The organism is Jeotgalibacillus sp. R-1-5s-1, from assembly GCF_004405105.1.
In the GTDB taxonomy this organism is placed as follows: Bacteria; Bacillota; Bacilli; order Bacillales; family Jeotgalibacillaceae; genus Jeotgalibacillus.
This window is the reverse complement of record NZ_SORW01000002.1, coordinates 255,846-276,377: the sequence shown is the minus strand read 5'-3', so window position 1 is coordinate 276,377 and position 20,532 is coordinate 255,846. Positions and strand designations below refer to the sequence as shown.

The window sequence follows — 20,532 nt, the reverse complement described above, 5'->3', positions numbered from 1 at the left end:
AAATGAATTTATATAATCCAAGGAGGAACAATTCATGGCTATTACAGCACAAATGGTTAAAGAACTTCGTGAAAAAACAGGCGCAGGTATGATGGACTGCAAAAAAGCACTTCAGGAAACAAATGGTGACATGGACCAGGCGGTAGACTTCCTGCGTGAAAAAGGAATCGCTAAAGCTGCTAAAAAAGCAGACCGTATCGCTGCTGAAGGACTTACTTTTATCAAGAGTAACGGTAATGACGCAGTAATTCTTGAGCTAAACTCTGAAACAGACTTCGTTGCGAAAAATGAAGGATTCCAGTCTCTTGGAAACGAGATCGCTGACCACCTTTTAGCTACAAAGCCTGAAACTGCAGAAGCAGCTCTTGAAACAACAATGTCAAATGGATCAACTGTAGCTGATTACATTACTGCTGCTGTTGGTAAAATTGGTGAAAAGATCAGCCTTCGCCGCTTTGCAATCCGCACTAAAGGCGAGAATGCTGTATTCGGTGAATACCTGCACATGGGTGGACGTATCGGCGTTCTATCTGTTGTTGAAGGTACAACTGAAGAGCAGGTGGCAAAAGATGTAGCGATGCACGCTGCTGCCCTTAATCCAAAATACGTTTCACGTGACCAGGTTTCTCAGGAAGAGGCTGATAAAGAGCGTGAAATCCTTACAAAACAGGCACTTGAAGAAGGCAAGCCGGAAAATATCGTTGCTAAAATGGTTGAAGGCCGCTTGAACAAGTACTTCGAAGAAATTTGTATCGTTGATCAGCCATTCGTTAAGAATCCTGACCAGAAGGTACGTGATTTCCTTGCTTCAAACAGCGCACAGCTTACAGATTTCGTACGCTATGAAGTTGGAGAAGGAATTGAAAAGCGCCAGGACAACTTCGCTGACGAAGTAATGAGCCAGGTTAAAAAGTAATAGCTGTTACACAGCATGATTAATGAGCGGGGACACTTTGTGTTCCCTCTTTTTTGGAAAAAACGAACCATACGGGAGGATTCTATGAGTAATTCAAGATACAATCGAGTGGTGTTAAAGCTTAGTGGAGAAGCACTGGCAGGTGAAGCGGGATTTGGCATTCACCCACCCATTATTAAATCAGTCGCTGAACAGATTAAAGAACTATCTGACCTTGGAGTAGAAGTAGCGGTTGTAGTAGGTGGAGGAAATATCTGGCGTGGTAAGATTGGCAGTGAAATGGGCATGGACCGTGCATCTGCTGATTATATGGGTATGCTTGCGACGGTGATGAATTCATTGGCCCTGCAGGATAGCCTTGAAAACCTTGGCGTTCAGACACGCGTTCAGACATCAATTGAAATGCGTCAGGTTGCAGAACCTTATATTCGCAGAAAAGCCATTCGACATCTTGAGAAAAAGCGTGTTGTGATCTTCGCGGCAGGCACGGGGAATCCTTATTTCTCAACTGATACAACGGCGGCCCTCAGAGCAGCTGAAATTGAAGCAGAAGTCATTCTGATGGCAAAGAACAATGTTGACGGTGTTTATTCCGCTGACCCGAAAGTGGAGCCGGCAGCAGTTAAATATGATGAACTGTCATTTTTAGATGTATTAAAAGACGGTTTAGCGGTGATGGATTCAACCGCTTCGTCATTATGTATGGACAACGACATTCCACTCATAGTATTCTCGATTATGGAGAATGGAAATATTAAACGTGCTGCTCTTGGAGAATCCATCGGCACAATTGTTAGGGGGAAATAATAATGGCACAGGAAACAATTAATCAGACAAAAGAGAAAATGACAAAAGCAATTCAGGCTTTTTCACGTGAATTGGCTTCGATTCGTGCAGGCCGCGCGAGCGCTTCACTTTTAGACAAGATTACGGTTGATTATTATGGAGCACCTACACCGATTAACCAGATGGCTTCGATTTCTGTACCAGAAGCCCGACTTCTTCAAATCACACCTTATGATAAGACTTCATTAGGCGATATCGAAAAAGCGATTCAGAAGTCAGATCTTGGACTGAACCCGGCCAATGATGGTACTTTAATCCGTATTATGATTCCTGCTCTGACTGAAGAGCGCCGTAAAGAACTTGCAAAAACGGTTAAAAAAGAAGCAGAGGATGCGAAAGTGGCGGTGCGTAATATCCGTCGTGACGCAAATGACGACCTTAAAAAGCAGGAAAAAGCGGGAGACATCACAGAAGATGATCTGCGCGGATACAGCGATGATGTTCAGAAAATGACTGATGAGCATATCGTGAAAATCGATGACCTGGCGAAAGCAAAAGAACAGGAAATCATGGAGGTTTAATCATTCCTTTTTAAGGGATAGCTTGACATCCATTTTGTCATCAAATAGGATAAGAAAAGCCCTCTACGATGTAGGGGGCTTTATTAATGTTCTGAGTATCATTTATTTACCCCCATGAAGCACCCGGAAATCTGTCAGTTTTCACGGGATGGATAACACGTGGCAGGAAATATTTGATATGATAAGAAAAGCATGAATTATGCCATTACAGTATGGGGGATGTACAATGCTCGATAAAATGAAAATATGGAAGTCCACGAAAGAGCCGGACACCCTTGATGAAAGAATAGAAGAGTGTAAATCCTATAAAATACCTGATCATATTGCAATCATTATGGATGGGAACGGGAGATGGGCGAACAAAAGGGCTCTTCCCCGCATTGCAGGCCATCATGAGGGAATGAAAACAGTGAGGCCGATTACCCGTCTGGCAAATCGGCTTGGCGTAAAAGCATTGACTTTATATGCTTTTTCGACTGAAAACTGGATCCGCCCCAAAATGGAGGTGGATTATCTGATGAAGTTACCGGAAGAATTTCTCGGCACTTTTTTACCGGAGCTAGTGGAAGAAAACGTTCAGGTTCAAATGATGGGTGAACGTTCACAGATTCCTGAGCACACATTAAAAGCGGTCGATAAGGCAATTGAAGCGACTAAAAACAATACAGGCCTTGTGTTGAATTTCGCGCTTAACTATGGAAGCCGTTCTGAAATCCTCCAGGCAGCAAAGTCTTTTGCTGAGAAGGTGCAAAACGGCGAATGCTCCATTGATGAACTCGACGATGAGCAGTTCTCTTCATTAATGATGACACATCACCTCGGTGATCCGGATCTGATGATTCGAACGAGTGGTGAAATTCGTCTGAGTAATTTTATGCTTTGGCAGCTGGCATACGCTGAGTTCTGGTTCACTGATGTACTTTGGCCGGATTTCAGCGAAGAACATTTAATTGAAGCCATTGAATCTTACCAGAAGCGTTCCAGAAGATTTGGCGGACTGAAAAGTGAGGAATCTCAATGAAACAGAGAATTATTACAGGTTTTATTGCCGCTGGATTATTTGTACCGGTTGTCTTAATCGGGGGCATTTTATTTGAAATCGGCGTTTACTTAATTGCGACGATTGCACTTTATGAAGTGCTCAGAATGAGATCGATTCAGTTCCGCTCAATTCCAGGTGCAATCTCTATGATTACGCTCTGGACTTTTCTTCTGCCGGATGAATATTATGAAGTATTGAATATGCTGAACTATTCAAAAATTGAAATGGCGCTGTTATCAGTGCTGCTTCTTCTAGTGTATACCGTTTTAAAGAAAAACCGCTTCACTTTTGATGATGCAGCATTTGCTGTTTTCGCCATGCTGTATGTTGGCATCGGTTTTTACTATTTTATAGAAACGAGAAGTGCCGATCTTTTATGGATTGTCTTTGCACTGCTGATTATCTGGACAACGGATTCAGGTGCATATTTTATCGGTAAATCAATGGGTAAAAAGAAATTGTGGCCGGATATCAGTCCGAACAAAACGGTTGAAGGTTTTGTAGGTGGCATTATCAGTGCAGTGGTCGTGATTCTGATCTTTTCACTGGTTGCGCCCCTGGGAACGCCGATTTGGTATCTACTGCTTGCAACCGTTGTATTATCTGCATTTGGCCAAATTGGTGACCTTGTTGAGTCAGCGTTAAAACGTCATTACGGGGTAAAGGACTCAGGGAACATTCTTCCAGGTCATGGTGGGTTGCTGGACCGTTTTGACAGTCTGTTATTTGTTCTGCCGCTTATGCATATCCTGCAACTTATCTAACAGGAGGTTAAGATGAAAACAATTTCTTTAATGGGAGCATCCGGTTCAATCGGACTTCAGACGCTGGATGTAATCAGGGAGCATCGGGATTCTTTCTCCCTGACTTCTTTTTCAGTTGGAAAGAACATAAACGAAGCAAGAAAAATAATTGAAGAGTTTAACCCATTCTTCGTCTCTGTACAGACAGAGGAGGATGCAGAAAAACTCAAAAGCGAATACATAGGAAAAATAGATGTGTACTTCGGTACTGAGGGGCTTGAAGCAACCGCTGTTGATCCAAGAGCGGATATCCTTGTTAACGCAGTTATGGGAAGTGTAGGGCTCGGACCAACGATGAAAGCCATTGAGGCTGGCAAAACGATTGCCATTGCCAATAAGGAAACACTTGTGACAGCAGGACATCTTGTGATGAAAGCTGCAAAAGAGCATGAGGTTACACTGCTACCTGTTGACAGCGAGCACTCAGCTATTTTCCAGGCTCTGCAGGGAGAAAACAGCAAAAATATTGAGCGGCTTGTTGTTACCGCATCCGGAGGCAGCTTTCGTGACCTGGACCGTGAAGAATTAAAGCATGTGACGGTTAAAGATGCGCTGAATCACCCAAACTGGAGTATGGGATCAAAAATTACGATCGATTCAGCGAGCATGATGAATAAAGGGCTTGAAGTCATTGAAGCGCATTGGCTTTTTGATCTTCCATACGATCAGATTGATGTCCTTCTGCACAGAGAAAGCATTATCCATTCCATGGTGGAATTTCATGACAGTTCCGTTATCGCTCAGCTTGGAACCCCTGATATGAGAGTGCCGATCCAATATGCGCTAAGTTATCCTGACAGGCTGCCGCATCCTAAAGGAAAGCGCCTGAGACTTGAGGACATTGGAAAGCTTCACTTTGAAACGATGGATTTGGAGCGTTACCGCTGTCTTGCTTTTGCTTATGAAGCGGGAAGGGCAGGAGGGTCAATGCCTGCTGTGATGAATGCGGCGAATGAAGCAGCAGTTGCACTGTTTCTGAATGAAAAAATTTCATTTCTTGATATTGAAAACCTGATTGAGGAGTCTATGGGGGCTCATCAGGTCATTCAAAACCCGGATTTAGAGACGATTTTTGAGCTGGACAAGGAAACGCGTTCAAGAATTCTTTCGAAATTTAAGAGCTGAAAGATTCCCCCACTTTTTTAGAACGTGCTACAATGATGTAAAGTCCTTTATGTAAAAGGTGCATTTAACAAATAAAAAGGTGGTTATGACGATGAATACAGTCATCGCGTTTATCATAATTTTCGGGGCACTTGTGTTTTTCCATGAGCTTGGTCACTTTGTGTTTGCCAAGCGGGCCGGCATTCTCTGCCGTGAGTTCGCCATTGGAATGGGGCCGAAAGTTTTAGCTTTCCAAAGGGGAGAGACAAAATACACCCTGCGGCTGCTGCCGATCGGCGGTTATGTCAGAATGGCCGGGGAAGACCCGGAGATGACGGAGCTGAAACCCGGATTTCGTGTAGGTCTTGTTTTGAACCGTGACGAAACCGTTGAGAAAATGGTATTGAATAATAAAGACCGTTATCCTGACCTACGCATAATAGAGGTTGCAGAGGCGGATCTGGAACGTGAACTGTTTATCAAAGGGTACGAAGAAGGAGAAGAAGAACTACAGACCTTCTCCGTTTCGGACAAAGCTGTATTTGTCGAAGATGGAGTGGAAGCACAAATTGCTCCATGGAATCGCCAGTTCAATTCAAAAAAGCTGAGCCAGCGTTTTATCACCATTTTTGCAGGTCCTGCAATGAACTTTATTCTTGCGTTTCTTATTTTCACGCTGATCGGGCTGTTGCAGGGGATTCCATCTGACGAACCGGTGCTTGGTGATATTGTAAAAGGCGGGGCTGCCGCTGAGGCTGGTCTCCTTGAAGGCGACCGTATCGTTGAAATCGAAGGGCAGTCGATCAGTCAGTGGACTGACCTTACACAGACCGTTCAGCAGTATCCGGGAGAAGAAATCACGATCGTTTATGAACGTGATGGAGCAGCTTCAGAAGTTCTGGTAACGCCGGAAGCCATTGTATCCGGTGACATGGAAATGGGCAGAATCGGTGTTTACAATCCTGTTGAAAAAGCGCCGTTAAAGGCAGTGGCTGTTGGGGCAGAGGAAACATATGCGACAACTGTATTGATCTTTAACGCTTTAGGTGACCTGATTACTGGACAGTTTTCCATTGATGATTTAGCAGGACCGGTTGGTATTTATGAAGTAACTGAACAGCGTGCAGCATTCGGTGTTTACAGTCTGATGCACTGGGCAGGTCTTTTAAGTATTAACCTTGGTATTATGAACCTTCTTCCGTTACCTGCACTCGACGGCGGACGTCTAATGTTTTTCGGACTTGAGGCTTTGAGAGGAAAACCGGTAGACCGCCAGAAGGAAGGTATGGTGCACTTTGTTGGTTTTGCACTCCTCATGCTTCTGATGATCGTTGTAACATGGAATGATATCCAACGATTCTTTTTATAAGAAATAACGCAAGTAAAAATTAACTGCAGATAAAAATAGAGGTGCTTATTGATGAAACAAAGCCAGACGTTAATTCCAACTTTAAAGGAAATCCCTTCAGAAGCTGATGTCAAAAGTCATCAGCTCCTTTTACGGGCAGGATATATCAGACAGAATGCCAGCGGAATTTATTCTTTTTTACCGCTTGGAAAAAAAGTTCTTCAGAAGGTAGAAGCGATCGTGCGTGAAGAAATGGATGCAGCAGGTGCTGTTGAAATGCTGATGCCTGCTCTTCAGCCTGCTGAATTATGGGAAGAGTCCGGCAGATGGGCGACATATGGTCCTGAATTAATGCGGTTGAATGACAGACATGACAGGCAGTTCGCGCTCGGTGCAACGCATGAAGAAATGATTACCAGCCTTTTAAGAGACGAGATCAAGTCATATAAACGTCTGCCACTCACTCTTTACCAGATTCAGACTAAATACCGCGATGAGAAACGGCCGAGATTTGGTCTGCTTCGCGGCCGTGAGTTTTTAATGAAGGATGCGTATTCCTTTCATACTTCTCAGGAAAGCCTGGATGAAATGTATGATCGCCTGTTTCAGGCATACCAGAATATTTTCCGCCGCTGCGGGCTGAATTTCAGAGCTGTTCTGGCTGATTCAGGAGCAATCGGAGGAAAGGATAACCACGAATTTATGGTGCTTTCAGAAATCGGTGAAGACACGATTGCCTATTCCGATTCATCTGATTATGCTGCCAACCTAGAAATGGCTGCTGTGAACACACAGTATGATAAGCGTACACACAGCGGGAAGGACGCTGAAAAAGTGGCTACCCCTGATCAGAAAACCATTGCGCAGGTAGCGGATTTCTTCGGGATCTCAGCAGAAGAAACGGTTAAATCCATGCTGTTTATGGTGGATGAAAAGCCGGTGCTTGTTCTTGTAAGAGGCGATCATGAAGTAAATGATGTGAAGGTTAAAAATGCAGTGGACGGTAAAGTGGCAGAGCTTGCAACGGAAGAGGAAACCGTCCGTTATATGGGCGTACAGCCCGGTTTTGTCGGCCCGGTAAAAGTTTCTGACGATGTGACAATTATTGCTGATCATGCTGTTGAATCAATGGGTGATATTACAGCTGGAGCGAATGAAGACGGTTATCATTATACTCAGCTTCAGGCTGGCCGTGACTTTTCGGTTACACAATACGCTGACCTGCGCTTTGTGGTAGAAGGGGATCCATCTCCTGATGGAAACGGTGTGATCCGATTCGCCAAAGGAATTGAAGTTGGACATGTCTTTAAACTTGGCACGGTTTACAGTGAACCGATGGGAGCAACGGTCCTCGATGAAAATGGCCGTGCCAAACCAATGATCATGGGCTGTTACGGTATCGGTGTTTCCCGTACGCTTGCAGCAATGGCTGAACAATTTAATGATGAAAATGGCTTAATCTGGCCGGTTAATATCGCACCATATGATGTTCATCTGATTGCTGTTAATATGAAGGACGAAAATCAGGCTCAAATGACGGAAGAGCTTTATAAATTATTGTCGGACTACCGTTACCAGATCCTGATGGATGACCGCGCAGAGCGTGCAGGTGTTAAATTTGCCGACTCGGACCTTATTGGTCTGCCGGTTCGAATTACAGTTGGTAAACGCGCTGCTGAAGGTATTGTGGAAGTGAAAATCCGTCACTCAGGTGAAACCCATGAAGTACAGAAAGAGGAATTAACGGACAAACTTCAGGAGATTTTCCGTCAGCTTTCAAATGAATCATAATGATGAGATATCATAGAAAGGATACGCTTATCCTTTACATGTAACTGTTAAACTTTTAAAAACGAAGGCTGGTGCGACCCGTACCAGCCTTCAGTGTCTGAAAGGGATGAAAACCATGAGTGCAGATCTCTCAAAAAAGGATAAATTCCGACTGCTGCTGACTCAGCTCAACCTTACCGGTGATATGCATATGAAGCATTTTGAAGGGGCGGAAATTGAAAAGCTTTCTGTACATAAAAAGGAGAAAAAGTGGCATTTTACTTTCCGCTTTGACCAGGTCATTCCTTGTACATTAATGAAAGAGTTCTCTTCCCGCCTTATTTCCTCATTCAGTCATATCGCAAGTGTTACTTTCTCCGTGAACCTTGATCAGGCCGAATGGACAGATGAACAAATCCTTGATTACTGGGAAGTTTGTCTCGAAGAGCTTCAGGGCATTGCACCACCACTGCTTAAGCTTTTGACCGCGCAAAAGCCGGTGATTAACGGGAACAGGCTGACGATCCATGTTTCAAATGAAACAGAAGGCATGCAAATAAAAAATAAATATGCAGACATTCTTTGTGACGCTTATGCCAAATGGGGGTTTGGCCAGTTCCAGCTGCAAACAGAAGTAGCTGCCGGCCAATCTGATGAAGAATACCAGGCATTTGTAGAATCGAAGAAAAAAGAAGAAGAAGAATGGGCCAAACAGGCACTTGTTGAAATGCAGAAGGTGGAGGATCAGAAAAATGCAGCAGAATCTCATTCAGGTCCTGTTGCAATCGGATATTCCATCAAGCCGGATGAGCCGGTCGCAATTAAAACCATTCAGGAAGAAGAACGCAAAATTGCCATTCAGGGTCTCGTTTTTGATGCAGAAGTGAAAGAGCTCAGAAGTGGCCGATCCCTGTTGACATTTAAAGTTACGGACTATACTGATTCAATTCTCGTTAAAATGTTCTCTCGGGACAAGGAAGACGCAGCGATCATGAATCAGCTGAAAAAAGGGATGTGGGTCCGTGCGAAAGGGTCTATTCAAAACGATACTTTCGTGAGAGATCTCGTGATGATCGCACAGGATGTGATGGAGATTCAGCCGGAGCTGAGACAGGATACTGCGCCTGAAGGGGAAAAAAGGGTCGAGCTCCATCTTCACACACCGATGAGTCAGATGGATGCTGTATCATCCGTTTCATCACTCGTTTCCCAGGCGAAAAAGTGGGGGCATAAAGCAATTGCCATCACGGATCATGCGGTTGCTCAATCTTTCCCTGAGGCTGCAGCTGCCGGAAGTAAAAATGATATTAAAATCTTATACGGCGTGGAAGCGAATCTCGTAGATGACGGCGTACCGATTGCTTATAATGATGCAGACCGTGATCTTGAAACAGAAACGTATATCGTATTTGACGTGGAGACAACGGGTCTGTCAGCAGTGTACGATAAAATTATAGAACTTGCAGCGGTGAAGATGAAAGAAGGCGAGATTATTGACCGTTTTGAACGCTTTGCCAATCCGCATCATGCACTATCAGCTACAACGATTAATCTGACAGGTATCACTGATGATATGGTTCGTCATGCACCTGAGATTGAAGAAGTGCTCGCTGATTTTAAAGTGTGGTGTGGAGACCATACTTTGGTTGCGCACAATGCATCGTTTGATATGGGCTTTTTAAACGTAGGTTATAAACGTGCAGGAATGGAGCAGGCTAAAAACCCGGTCATTGATACGCTTGAGCTTGCCAGACTGCTACACCCTGAAATGAAAAACCACCGTCTGAACACACTCGCCAAAAAGTTCGATGTGGAACTGACCCAGCATCACCGCGCGATCTATGACGCTGAAGCAACGGGGTATATTTTAGCGAAGCTTTTAAAGAAAGCGAAAGAAAAAGAGATTACCAATCACAATCAGCTGAATGATTATATGGGTCAGGGTGATGCTTTTAAACGGGCACGTCCAAGTCATATCACGCTGCTTGCGCAGAATCAGGAAGGCTTAAAAAACCTGTTTAAACTCGTTTCGATTTCACACATTGATTATTTCTTCAGGGTACCGAGAATCCCAAGATCGCTTCTGCAAAAACACCGCAAAGGTCTGCTCATCGGTTCCGCCTGTGATAAAGGAGAAATATTCGAAGGCATGATGCAAAAATCGCCTGAAGAGGTTGAAGAGATTGCCGGTTTCTACGATTACATTGAAGTCCAGCCTCCAGCCGCCTACAGTCACCTGATTGAGCTTGAGCTGGTGCGGGATGAGCATAATTTGAAGGAAATCATAAAAAAAGTTGTTGAACTGGCAGATAAACTGGAACTGCCTGCAGTTGCAACGGGGAACGTTCATTATTTAAATGAAAACGATAAGATCTACAGGGAAATTCTGATTTCCTCACAGGGTGGAGCAAACCCGCTGAACCGTCATAACCTGCCTGACGTGCATTTCAGAACGACCAACGAAATGCTTGATGCTTTTTCTTTTCTCGGGGATGAGAAAGCAAAAGAGATTGTCGTGACGAATACGAATAAGGTTGCCGACATGGTTGGAGATGTGACGCCGATCAAGGATGAGCTATTTACACCTAAAATTGAAGGCGCGGATGAAGAAATGCGTAAGATGAGCTATGATATGGCGCGCAGCATCTATGGGGATGATCTTCCGGAAATTGTTGAAGCACGGCTGGAAAAAGAATTGAAAAGTATCATCGGTCACGGATTTGCCGTTATCTACCTGATTTCTCACAAGCTTGTTAAAAAGTCACTCGTTGATGGGTATCTTGTTGGATCGCGGGGATCGGTCGGATCGTCGTTTGTCGCAACGATGACAGAAATTACAGAGGTAAACCCTCTTCCGCCGCACTACGTGTGTCCTAAGTGTAAAAAATCAGAGTTTTTTAATGATGGTTCTGTCGGATCAGGATTTGACCTAGAGGACAAAAACTGTCCTGACTGCGACATTCCTTATGTCAAGGACGGTCAGGATATTCCATTTGAAACGTTCCTCGGGTTTAAAGGAGATAAAGTGCCGGATATTGACCTCAACTTCAGTGGTGAATACCAGCCAGTTGCCCATAACTACACGAAGGTTCTTTTTGGTGAGGAATACGTGTATCGCGCCGGAACGATTGGAACGGTAGCGGATAAGACGGCATTCGGTTATGTAAAAGGATATGCAGGTGATCGCAATCTTCATTTCAGAGGAGCGGAAGTGGAGCGGCTCGCGAGCGGCTGTACCGGTGTTAAAAGGACAACGGGTCAGCACCCGGGTGGGATTATCGTTGTGCCGGATTATATGGATATTTACGATTTCTCCCCGATCCAGTTTCCGGCGAACGCGAGTGAATCCGAATGGAAAACGACCCATTTCGACTTCCACTCCATCCACGATAATTTATTGAAGCTTGATATTCTAGGTCACGATGATCCGACTGTGATCCGTATGCTGCAGGATTTATCAGGTATAGATCCAAAGACGATTCCGACTGATGACCCTGAAGTCATGAAGATTTTCAGCGGAACGGAATCGCTCGGAGTCACACCTGATCAGATTATGTGTAAAACAGGAACGCTTGGAATACCGGAGTTTGGAACACGGTTTGTTCGTCAGATGCTTGAGGATACAAAACCGACAACGTTCTCTGAACTCGTACAGATCTCAGGGCTGTCGCACGGAACGGACGTATGGCTAGGCAATGCCCAGGAACTGATTCATAACGGGATTTGTGAGCTGTCGGATGTAATCGGATGCCGGGATGACATTATGGTTTATCTCATTTACCAGGGACTTGAGCCTTCTCTTGCGTTTAAAATTATGGAGTTTGTGCGTAAAGGTAAAGGATTAAATCCTGAGTGGGAAGAAGACATGAAAAATAACGGGGTTCCCGACTGGTATATTGATTCCTGTAAAAAGATCAAATACATGTTCCCGAAAGCCCACGCTGCAGCATACGTACTGATGGCGGTTAGAATTGCCTACTTTAAGGTTCATCATCCGATTCTCTATTACGCGGCGTACTTTACCGTGCGTGCGGAGGATTTTGATCTTGAAGCGATGGCTGCCGGTTCGCAGGCGATTAAGGCAAAAATAGAGCTGATTAATTCAAAAGGTCTCGATGCTTCTCCGAAAGAGAAAAATCTGCTTACAGTCCTTGAGCTTTGCCTTGAGATGTGTGAACGCGGGTATTCCTTTAAACAGGTCGATCTGTACAAATCAGATGCAAAAGAGTTCAAAATCGAAGGGAATTCACTGATCCCGCCGTTTAATGCAATCCCGGGCCTTGGTACGAATGCCGCGATCAACATCGTGGAAGCACGCAAAGGCGGAGAGTTTCTGTCGAAGGAGGATCTTCAGAAGCGTGGGAAAGTGTCGAAAACGATTCTTGAATACCTCGACTCTCAAGGATGCCTTGAAGGGCTGCCGGATCAGAACCAGCTTTCTCTGTTTTAGAGCATTTGCACGGGTTCGCAATATATGGTATTATAATTTCGGAAATGTTTTAGATAACTCTGACGTCAAAAGAGTGGGTGCCGCCCGCTCTTTTGTGTTGTTTCAGGCATTTTTCAGAGATGATGGAGGAAACAGATGAGTAAAATTACTGAGCTAACAGAGCAGCTGGCAGAGCCTATTCTGAAAGATATGAACCTTGAACTCGTAGATGTTGAATTTGTGAAAGAAGGCTCAAGCTGGTTCTTACGTGTATTTATTGACAAGGAAACAGGTGTGGATATTGAAGAATGCGGCCAGGTGAGTGAGCGGTTAAGTGAAAAGCTTGACGAGCTCGATCCGATTCAGCAAAATTACTTTCTGGAAGTTTCATCTCCGGGTGCCGAGCGGCCTCTGAAAAAGGAAAAAGACTTTCAAAATGCTGTTGGAAAACAAGTCTTTGTGAAGACTTATGAACCTGTTGAAGGCTTTAAAGAGATCGAAGGTGTGCTCGATGCATATGATGGACAGAGCCTGACCGTAACCATGACCATTAAAACGAGAAAGAAACAAATAACGGTTCCAACAGAAAAAGTGGCAAAAGCCCGTCTTGCGGTTACCTTTTCTTAAGGACCAAATGAAAGGAGAGTCATAGATGAGTACAGAATTATTTGATGCGCTGACGTATCTGGAAAAGGAAAAAGGAATTGACAGAAATGTGCTGATTGAAGCAATTGAAGCAGCTTTAGTATCTGCTTACAAACGCAACTTCAACCAGGCGCAGAATGTCCGCGTGGATCTTAATCTTGATAACGGGTCAATGCGTGTTTTTGCAAGAAAAGAAGTGGTGGATGAGGTATTTGATTCACGACTCGAAATCGCTGTTGCTGATGCGCAGGAAATTGCTCCTTCCTATGAGGTAGGAGATATCGTTGAGCTGGAAGTAACGCCTCGTGACTTCGGGCGTATTGCTGCCCAGACAGCCAAGCAGGTCGTAACACAGCGTGTCCGTGAAGCAGAGAGAGGTATTATTTATACTGAATTTGTTGATCGTGAAGACGATATTATGACGGGCATTGTGCAGCGTCAGGATCACCGCTTTATTTACGTGGCGCTTGGGAAAATTGAAGCATTACTGCCGTTGAATGAGCAGATGCCGAATGAATCCTACAAACCGCACGACCGTATAAAAGTGTACATTACAAAGGTTGAGCGTACGACGAAAGGCCCTCAGATCTTTGTATCGAGAACACATCCGGGTCTTTTGAAGCGTCTGTTTGAAATCGAAGTGCCTGAGATTTTTGACGGGACCGTTGAGATCAAATCTGTTTCCCGTGAAGCCGGAGACCGCTCGAAGATTTCCGTTCACTCAGATAACGAAGAAGTTGACGCAGTCGGCGCTTGCGTAGGTTCAAAAGGTGGACGTGTTCAGGCGATTGTCAATGAGCTTAAAGGCGAAAAAATTGATATCGTTGAATGGTCCGAGGATCCTGTTGTATTCGTAGCGAATGCACTCAGTCCGTCAAAAGTAGTTGATGTTCAGGTGAACGAAGATGAAAAAGCTACTACAGTCATCGTACCTGATTATCAATTATCACTAGCGATTGGTAAGCGCGGTCAAAATGCACGTCTTGCTGCGAAGCTGACCGGCTGGAAGATTGATATTAAGAGTGAAACAGATGCCCGCGAGATGGGCATTTATCCACGGGATGACCAGCCTCTTTTCTCAGAGGATGAAATGGACAATTCTTTTCATTATTCAGATGACGACATCGAATAAGGGAGAGCGGATACGGTGACTAAAAAGCGTAAAGTTCCATTAAGAAAATGTGTAGCAACGAATGAAATGAAAGATAAAAAAGAGATGATCCGTATCGTCCGTTCAAAAGAGGGCGAGGTATCCATTGATCTGACCGGGAAAAAATCCGGCAGAGGAGCGTATGTTTCGAAAGATAAGGAAGCAATTTTAAAGGCTAAGAAGAAAAATATTCTTGGCACCCACCTTGAAGCAGAAGTCAGTCCTGAACTCTATGAGGAACTGCTGATGCTGGTGGACGCAGGAGACCCGAAATGAGCCAGTCCAAATGGATGTCTCTTCTGGGCCTTGCAACTCGGGCAGGAAAAGTGATTTCCGGTGAAGAATTAGTGGTAAAAGAAATCAGGAGCAATAAAGCAAAGCTTGTTCTTCTTTCAGAAGATGCTTCTTTGAACACTACAAAAAAAGTAACAGATAAGGCAGCTTACTATCGTGTTCCTGTGAGAAAGGTAGCTGACCGCTACCTTCTTGGACAACTGATTGGAAAAGATGCCAGAGTTACGGTGGCAGTTCTTGATAAAGGATTCGCCGAAAAGCTGATAACACTGCTCGATGAATCTTAACGGGGGTGAACGAATGAGTAAAGTACGTGTTCATGAATATGCAAAAAAACAAAATGTTTCCAGCAAAGATGTGATTGATAAGCTGAAGACAATGAATATTGAAGTAAAAAATCACATGGCAACATTGGAAAATGATGTGATTACAAAGCTTGACCAGTCGTACAACGGAAAGACTGCAGAAAGCAAGCCAAAACCTGCAGGTAATCAGACTCAAAGTCGTCCACAGGGACAACAGAATCGTCCGGCTGGACAGCAAAACCGCAGTGGCGGACAGCAGAATAACCGTGGCCGCGGCGGACAAGGCCAGGGGCAAGGGCAGGCAAATAATAAAGGCCGTGGCGGTCAGCGTCCGGGGAACCAGCAGAACCGTGGCGGTAAAAATAACCGTGGCCAGAAAAACAAACCTGCTTTCCAACCAGCGCCTCCTAAGCAGAAGGAACTGCCGGAAAAAATCACTTTTGTTGAATCATTAACTGTTGCTGAACTTGCGAAGAAGTTGCACCGTGAGCCTTCTGAAATCGTGAAGAAGCTGTTCATGCTTGGTGTCATGGCTACCGTGAACCAGGAGCTTGATAAGGATTCAATCGAACTGATCTGTGCAGACTATGGAGTAGAGGTTGAAGAAGAAATTTTAATTGACTCTACAGACCTTGAAACGTATTTCGATGAGGAAGTCAATGAAGACGACCTGGTTGAACGTCCATCAGTCGTAACAATTATGGGTCACGTTGACCATGGTAAAACAACTTTACTTGACTCAATCCGTAAAACAAAGGTTACAGAAGGCGAAGCAGGTGGAATCACTCAGCATATCGGCGCCTACCAGGTTGTCAATGAAGGCAAGAAAATTACGTTCCTTGATACACCGGGACACGCTGCTTTTACAACGATGCGTGCACGTGGAGCGAAGGTAACGGACATTACGATTCTTGTTGTCGCTGCAGATGACGGTGTTATGCCTCAGACGGTTGAAGCGATTAATCACGCCAAGGCTGCTGAAGTGCCAATTATTATTGCTGTGAATAAAATGGATAAACCATCTGCAAACCCTGACCGCGTGATGCAGGAGCTGACGGAACATGGCCTCGTACCTGAAGCGTGGGGTGGAGATACGATCTTCGTACCGGTTTCGGCATTAAATGGTGAAGGAATTGACAGCCTGCTTGAAATGATTCTGCTCGTTACAGAAGTGGAAGAATTAAAGGCCAATCCTAAACGCCGTGCAATGGGAACAGTCATTGAAGCAGAGCTTGATAAAGGCCGTGGATCTGTTGCCACACTGCTCGTTCAGGATGGAACACTTCGCGTTGGAGATCCAATCGTAGTAGGAAATACCTTCGGCCGCGTTCGTGCCATGGTTAATGACCTTGGTCGCCGCGTGAAAGAAGCGGGACCTTCTACTCCGGTAGAAATTACGGGTCTGAATGATGTACCTCAGGCCGGTGACCGTTTTGTCGTATTCGAAGACGAAAAGACTGCCCGTTCAATCGGTGAATCACGTGCCCAGCAGGCGCTTCAGGCTCAGCGTGGTGAAAAATCACGCGTTTCCCTTGATAATCTGTTTGAACAGATGAAACAGGGCGAAATGAAGGAACTGAATGTGATTGTAAAAGGTGACGTTCAGGGTTCTGTTGAAGCCGTTGCAGCATCCCTTCTAAAGATTGATGTAGAAGGTGTTAACGTTAAGATTATCCACACGGCTGTAGGTGCCATTACAGAATCGGATATTACCTTAGCTGCTGCATCAAATGCGATTGTCATCGGGTTTAACGTAAGACCGGATGCAAATGCCAAGCGTGCTGCTGATGCTGAGCAGGTGGATGTACGTCTTCACAGAATCATTTACAAAGTTATCGAAGAGATTGAGTCTGCGATGACAGGCCTTCTTGATCCTGAATACGAAGAAAAAGTAATCGGTCAGGCTGAAGTTCGTCAGACGTTCAAAGTTTCTAAAGTCGGTACGATTGCAGGAAGCTATGTGACGGAAGGAAAGATCACCCGTGACAGCGGCGTACGTCTGATCCGCGACGGCATCGTTGTATTTGAAGGAGAGCTTGATACGCTCAAGCGTTTTAAAGACGATGCAAAAGAAGTTGCTAAAGGCTATGAGTGTGGTATCACGCTTAAAAATTACAATGATGTAAAAGAAGGGGACATTTTTGAAGCGTTTATCATGGAAGAAATTAAACGCTGATGATTGTCAGGGCAGAATGTGAATTTCATGTGCCTGATTCCCATTCCCTTAAAGAAAAGAGATCTGTGTTAAAAAGGGTCCTTACAAGGGTAAAACAAAGATATAATATTTCCGCTGCAGAAATTGATCATCAGGACACATGGCAAAGATCATTGATTGAACTCGTTTCAGCAGCAGCTGATTATACTGCTGCTGAAAAAGAAGTTCAGCGGGCCATTTCCTATTTGGAGTCATTTCCTGAGTGGGAGCCCGTGTCGTGTTATGTAGAGCGTCTGTAGAGGAAATAAATTTCCTTACGTAAAGAGGTGGAGTGTTATGTCATTACGCTCAAATCGTGTCGGGGAACAAATGAAAAAAGAACTCGGCGATATCATCGGACGCAAAATAAAAGATCCAAGAATCGGATTTGTTACTGTAACGGATGTAGAAGTTACAGGTGACCTTCAGCAGGCAACGGTTTATATTACGGTGCTTGGCGATGAAGAACAGCGTGAAAATACGCTGCGCGGTCTGGCTAAAGCAAAAGGTTTTATCCGTTCAGAAATCGGGCAGCGAATCAGACTTCGTAAAACGCCTGAGCTGCTGTTTGAATTCGATGAGTCAATCGAAACAGGGAACCGGATTGAATCACTGATCCGCGACCTGAAAGAGCGAGAATAATGTTAAAGCAGGCAGAATTTTTCTGCCTGCTTTTCAAATTGTTTATTAACTTACATAATCAACTATATATGCGGCTGGAGGGATTAAAGATGAACGGAATTCTTCCTTTATGGAAAGAGGCGGGGATGACGTCTCATGATTGTGTGTTTAAGGTGAGAAAAATGTTACGGACAAAAAAAGTGGGTCATACAGGCACCCTTGACCCGGATGTGGACGGTGTGCTGCCGCTTTGTATCGGCAGAGCAACGAAAATTGCAGAATATGTGACGGATGCCGGTAAATCCTACAGAGCTGATATCGTCATTGGGGAGTCAACTGAGACAGAAGATGCATCAGGTGAATTAGTTGAAAAAACAGCTGTTGATGAGGCAATCGCTCTGTCGGCTATTTTAGATGTGGCTGAGTCATTGACAGGTGAGATTGAACAGGTTCCACCAATGTATTCTGCAGTTAAGGTAAACGGGAAGAGGCTGTATGAGTATGCGCGGGCAGGCCAGGTGATCGAACGGCCATCCAGAAAAGTCACAATCCATTCAATTGTCATTGACGAGGAGACACTTGAGTGGGATGAAGAGAAGAAAACATTTTCTTTTTCAGCTGATATCGTGTGCGGTAAAGGCACCTATATCCGGACACTTGCGGTGATGTTTGGGGAGCGGCTCGGTTTTCCTGCACATATGAGCCGTTTAACAAGGACATCCTCTGCATCATTTAAGAAAGAGCATTGCCTGACACTTGAAGAACTCGCACAAAAACTGACTGAACAGTCAGCCGATGACCTTCTGCTGCCCCTTGAAATGGGGCTCTCCGGATTGAAGATGCTGGTCGTTAATGATAAAGTTGCAAGTAAAGTGAAACACGGAGCGGTTCTTCCGGTGCCTTCCGGCTGGACGGGAGAAGAGGGAGAACCTGTTGCGGTTTATCACAACAATGAAGCATTAGCTATTTATCAACTTCATCCTACAAAGTCAGGGCTGATTAAACCTGTAAAAGTCATCTTCACAGGGTGAGAAAGGATTAATTTATGAAAGTATATACTCTTCATCATCCACATGAGCTCGTAAAGGAAGAACTGCCGAAGCTGTCGATTGCACTCGGCTTTTTTGACGGCGTACATAGAGGGCACCAAAAAGTCATTCAGACCGCTGTCGATTACGCAGCACAGCACGGATTGAAAAGTGCAGTCATGACATTTGAACCTCACCCCTCCATTGTACTCAGTTCCAAAAAGGATCCGGTCAGGCTGTTATCAACACTTTCTCAAAAACTTGAAAAGATCAGGCATCTTGGAGTGGATTATGTTTTTGTTGTCAGGTTCACATCCGCTTTTGCAGGCCTTGAACCCCAGCAATTTGTCGACCAGTACCTGATTAATCTGAATGTCGTCCATGTGACGGCAGGGTTTGATTTTTCCTACGGTAAAATGGGGAGAGGTAAGATGGATACACTTCCTTTTCACTCCAGAAATGCCTTTACCTCATCGATTGTTGAAAAGCAGGAGCTCAGTGACGAAAAGATCAGTTCAACCCGTATCCGTCAGTTAATCGGTGATGGTGAAGTGCAGGCTGCAGCAGAATTGCTCGGAGAGGAATATGTGACTGAAGGAAGTGTGATACACGGAGAGAAGCGGGGCCGGAAAATCGGTTTCCCCACTGCAAATATCTCATATGACCCGGTTGGTATGATCCCATCACCAGGTGTTTACGCTGTTCAACTGTACGTATTAGGTCACTGGCATGACGGAGTATGTAATATTGGTTATAAACCGACTTTTAATGATCCGGGCTCAGCAGCATTGTCTGTTGAAGTTCATCTATTTGATTTCTCAGAGAGTATTTACGGGGAAGAAGTAATAGTAAAATGGATCAAAAGAATCCGCAGTGAGCAAAAATTCGACGGGATTGATTCACTTGTCCGTCAGATTTCACTTGATAAGGAATCTGCGATCGAACTGTTCAGGGAACGGAAAAGAAGTTCTGATCAGACTTGATAAAGGTTGAATCAGTTTGCGCGTCCGAATCAGCTGATTTTATGCGGACTATTGCAGACCGTGACTGTCTATGATAGTATATTCATGTATGACATGAACCTTTGCTTGGCATTCCGGTGACTCCGCCGTATGCTCGGTAACAGGGGATTTAAAAATATTTTTAGGAGGGCTATACAAATGGCTATTACACAAGAACGCAAGAACGAAATCATTCAGGAATTCCGTACACACGAAGGAGATACAGGATCTGTAGAAGTACAGGTTGCGATTCTTACTGAAGACATCAACAACCTGAACCAGCACCTTCGTACACACAAGAAGGACCACCATTCACGCCGCGGACTGTTCAAAATGGTTGGACGCCGCCGTAACCTGTTGTCTTACCTTCGTAACAACGACGTAGCTCGTTACCGCGAACTGATCAACAAACTTGGCCTTCGTCGATAAGAATGAATGCAGAGATGAAAAGCGGGACTTGTCCCGCTTTTTTATTAGGATAAAATTTTTATGTAAATACATAGCGAAACCATTGC

The 20,532-nt window shown here is 44.6% G+C and carries 19 protein-coding genes; all 19 read left to right on the top strand.

Features of this window, described 5'->3' with window-relative positions; translation table 11 throughout:
- Positions 1 to 34 precede the first annotated feature (34 nt).
- The 19 genes from tsf to rpsO all read left to right on the top strand — a co-directional run bounded on the left by tsf (position 35) and on the right by rpsO (position 20,446).
- Entirely contained in the window at positions 35 to 916 is an 882-nt protein-coding gene (tsf, locus tag E2491_RS01380) for a translation elongation factor Ts (protein ID WP_134371782.1), read from the top strand.
- Between the two features lie 84 nt (positions 917 to 1,000).
- Positions 1,001 to 1,723: a UMP kinase gene (pyrH, locus tag E2491_RS01375; protein WP_134371780.1), complete on the top strand. Its 723-nt coding sequence runs from the start codon at positions 1,001 to 1,003 to the stop codon at positions 1,721 to 1,723.
- Positions 1,724 to 1,725: 2 nt separating this feature from the next.
- Positions 1,726 to 2,283 carry a ribosome recycling factor gene (gene frr, locus E2491_RS01370; protein WP_134371778.1) on the top strand — a complete coding sequence of 186 codons (558 nt, stop codon included), beginning with the start codon at positions 1,726 to 1,728 and terminating at the stop codon, positions 2,281 to 2,283.
- 226 nt (positions 2,284 to 2,509) lie between these two features.
- On the top strand, positions 2,510 to 3,304 hold the full coding sequence (locus E2491_RS01365; RefSeq protein WP_134371776.1) for an undecaprenyl pyrophosphate synthase: 795 nt from the start codon (positions 2,510 to 2,512) through the stop codon (positions 3,302 to 3,304).
- Entirely contained in the window at positions 3,301 to 4,089 is a 789-nt protein-coding gene (locus tag E2491_RS01360) for a phosphatidate cytidylyltransferase (RefSeq protein WP_134371774.1), read from the top strand. The genes E2491_RS01365 and E2491_RS01360 overlap by 4 nt, the downstream gene beginning before the upstream one ends.
- Positions 4,090 to 4,101: 12 nt before the next feature.
- Positions 4,102 to 5,253 carry a 1-deoxy-D-xylulose-5-phosphate reductoisomerase gene (gene dxr, locus E2491_RS01355; RefSeq protein ID WP_134371772.1) on the top strand — a complete coding sequence of 384 codons (1,152 nt, stop codon included), beginning with the start codon at positions 4,102 to 4,104 and terminating at the stop codon, positions 5,251 to 5,253.
- 91 nt (positions 5,254 to 5,344) lie between these two features.
- On the top strand, positions 5,345 to 6,601 hold the full coding sequence (gene rseP / locus E2491_RS01350) for an RIP metalloprotease RseP (RefSeq protein ID WP_134371770.1): 1,257 nt from the start codon (positions 5,345 to 5,347) through the stop codon (positions 6,599 to 6,601).
- Between the two features lie 51 nt (positions 6,602 to 6,652).
- Positions 6,653 to 8,371 (top strand): proline--tRNA ligase, encoded by a 1,719-nt coding sequence (locus E2491_RS01345; protein ID WP_134371768.1) that lies wholly within the window; start codon positions 6,653 to 6,655, stop codon positions 8,369 to 8,371.
- A gap of 115 nt (positions 8,372 to 8,486) precedes the next feature.
- Positions 8,487 to 12,800, top strand: a complete 4,314-nt coding sequence (locus tag E2491_RS01340) for a PolC-type DNA polymerase III (protein ID WP_134371766.1) — start codon at positions 8,487 to 8,489, stop codon at positions 12,798 to 12,800.
- 135 nt (positions 12,801 to 12,935) lie between these two features.
- Positions 12,936 to 13,406, top strand: coding sequence for a ribosome maturation factor RimP (rimP, locus tag E2491_RS01335; protein WP_134371764.1), 471 nt, complete (start codon positions 12,936 to 12,938; stop codon positions 13,404 to 13,406).
- Between the two features lie 25 nt (positions 13,407 to 13,431).
- Positions 13,432 to 14,556 carry a transcription termination factor NusA gene (gene nusA, locus E2491_RS01330; RefSeq protein WP_134371762.1) on the top strand — a complete coding sequence of 375 codons (1,125 nt, stop codon included), beginning with the start codon at positions 13,432 to 13,434 and terminating at the stop codon, positions 14,554 to 14,556.
- A 15-nt stretch (positions 14,557 to 14,571) separates the two neighbouring features.
- Complete coding sequence (gene rnpM, locus E2491_RS01325) at positions 14,572 to 14,850, top strand: RNase P modulator RnpM (RefSeq protein WP_134371760.1); 279 nt, start codon at positions 14,572 to 14,574, stop codon at positions 14,848 to 14,850.
- Positions 14,847 to 15,155 (top strand): YlxQ family RNA-binding protein, encoded by a 309-nt coding sequence (locus tag E2491_RS01320; RefSeq protein WP_134371758.1) that lies wholly within the window; start codon positions 14,847 to 14,849, stop codon positions 15,153 to 15,155. Before rnpM ends, E2491_RS01320 begins: the two co-directional genes overlap by 4 nt.
- Positions 15,156 to 15,168: 13 nt before the next feature.
- A complete protein-coding gene (gene infB, locus E2491_RS01315; RefSeq protein WP_134371756.1) occupies positions 15,169 to 17,349 on the top strand; it encodes a translation initiation factor IF-2 in 2,181 nt (726 codons plus the stop codon).
- The gene (locus tag E2491_RS01310) at positions 17,349 to 17,627 is read left to right on the top strand and encodes a DUF503 domain-containing protein (RefSeq protein WP_134371754.1); all 279 of its coding nucleotides are present in this window, start codon (positions 17,349 to 17,351) and stop codon (positions 17,625 to 17,627) included. Before infB ends, E2491_RS01310 begins: the two co-directional genes overlap by 1 nt.
- 37 nt (positions 17,628 to 17,664) lie before the next feature.
- Positions 17,665 to 18,009: a 30S ribosome-binding factor RbfA gene (rbfA, locus tag E2491_RS01305; RefSeq protein ID WP_041122438.1), complete on the top strand. Its 345-nt coding sequence runs from the start codon at positions 17,665 to 17,667 to the stop codon at positions 18,007 to 18,009.
- Positions 18,010 to 18,098: 89 nt separating this feature from the next.
- Positions 18,099 to 19,019: a tRNA pseudouridine(55) synthase TruB gene (gene truB / locus E2491_RS01300; RefSeq protein WP_134371752.1), complete on the top strand. Its 921-nt coding sequence runs from the start codon at positions 18,099 to 18,101 to the stop codon at positions 19,017 to 19,019.
- Between the two features lie 14 nt (positions 19,020 to 19,033).
- The gene (locus E2491_RS01295) at positions 19,034 to 19,999 is read left to right on the top strand and encodes a bifunctional riboflavin kinase/FAD synthetase (RefSeq protein WP_134371750.1); all 966 of its coding nucleotides are present in this window, start codon (positions 19,034 to 19,036) and stop codon (positions 19,997 to 19,999) included.
- Between the two features lie 177 nt (positions 20,000 to 20,176).
- Complete coding sequence (gene rpsO / locus E2491_RS01290) at positions 20,177 to 20,446, top strand: 30S ribosomal protein S15 (RefSeq protein WP_134371748.1); 270 nt, start codon at positions 20,177 to 20,179, stop codon at positions 20,444 to 20,446.
- The last annotated feature ends 86 nt before the right edge of the window (positions 20,447 to 20,532 follow it).

Coding starts and splice junctions, on each gene's coding strand:
- rseP (WP_134371770.1), top strand. CDS start 5,345: ATGAATACAGTCATCGCGTTTATCATAATTTTCGGGGCACTTGTGTTT.
- dxr (WP_134371772.1), top strand. CDS start 4,102: ATGAAAACAATTTCTTTAATGGGAGCATCCGGTTCAATCGGACTTCAG.
- truB (WP_134371752.1), top strand. CDS start 18,099: ATGAACGGAATTCTTCCTTTATGGAAAGAGGCGGGGATGACGTCTCAT.
- E2491_RS01365 (WP_134371776.1), top strand. CDS start 2,510: ATGCTCGATAAAATGAAAATATGGAAGTCCACGAAAGAGCCGGACACC.
- nusA (WP_134371762.1), top strand. CDS start 13,432: ATGAGTACAGAATTATTTGATGCGCTGACGTATCTGGAAAAGGAAAAA.
- infB (WP_134371756.1), top strand. CDS start 15,169: ATGAGTAAAGTACGTGTTCATGAATATGCAAAAAAACAAAATGTTTCC.
- E2491_RS01310 (WP_134371754.1), top strand. CDS start 17,349: ATGATTGTCAGGGCAGAATGTGAATTTCATGTGCCTGATTCCCATTCC.
- rimP (WP_134371764.1), top strand. CDS start 12,936: ATGAGTAAAATTACTGAGCTAACAGAGCAGCTGGCAGAGCCTATTCTG.
- E2491_RS01345 (WP_134371768.1), top strand. CDS start 6,653: ATGAAACAAAGCCAGACGTTAATTCCAACTTTAAAGGAAATCCCTTCA.
- rbfA (WP_041122438.1), top strand. CDS start 17,665: ATGTCATTACGCTCAAATCGTGTCGGGGAACAAATGAAAAAAGAACTC.
- tsf (WP_134371782.1), top strand. CDS start 35: ATGGCTATTACAGCACAAATGGTTAAAGAACTTCGTGAAAAAACAGGC.
- rpsO (WP_134371748.1), top strand. CDS start 20,177: ATGGCTATTACACAAGAACGCAAGAACGAAATCATTCAGGAATTCCGT.
- E2491_RS01320 (WP_134371758.1), top strand. CDS start 14,847: ATGAGCCAGTCCAAATGGATGTCTCTTCTGGGCCTTGCAACTCGGGCA.
- pyrH (WP_134371780.1), top strand. CDS start 1,001: ATGAGTAATTCAAGATACAATCGAGTGGTGTTAAAGCTTAGTGGAGAA.
- E2491_RS01360 (WP_134371774.1), top strand. CDS start 3,301: ATGAAACAGAGAATTATTACAGGTTTTATTGCCGCTGGATTATTTGTA.
- E2491_RS01295 (WP_134371750.1), top strand. CDS start 19,034: ATGAAAGTATATACTCTTCATCATCCACATGAGCTCGTAAAGGAAGAA.
- E2491_RS01340 (WP_134371766.1), top strand. CDS start 8,487: ATGAGTGCAGATCTCTCAAAAAAGGATAAATTCCGACTGCTGCTGACT.
- frr (WP_134371778.1), top strand. CDS start 1,726: ATGGCACAGGAAACAATTAATCAGACAAAAGAGAAAATGACAAAAGCA.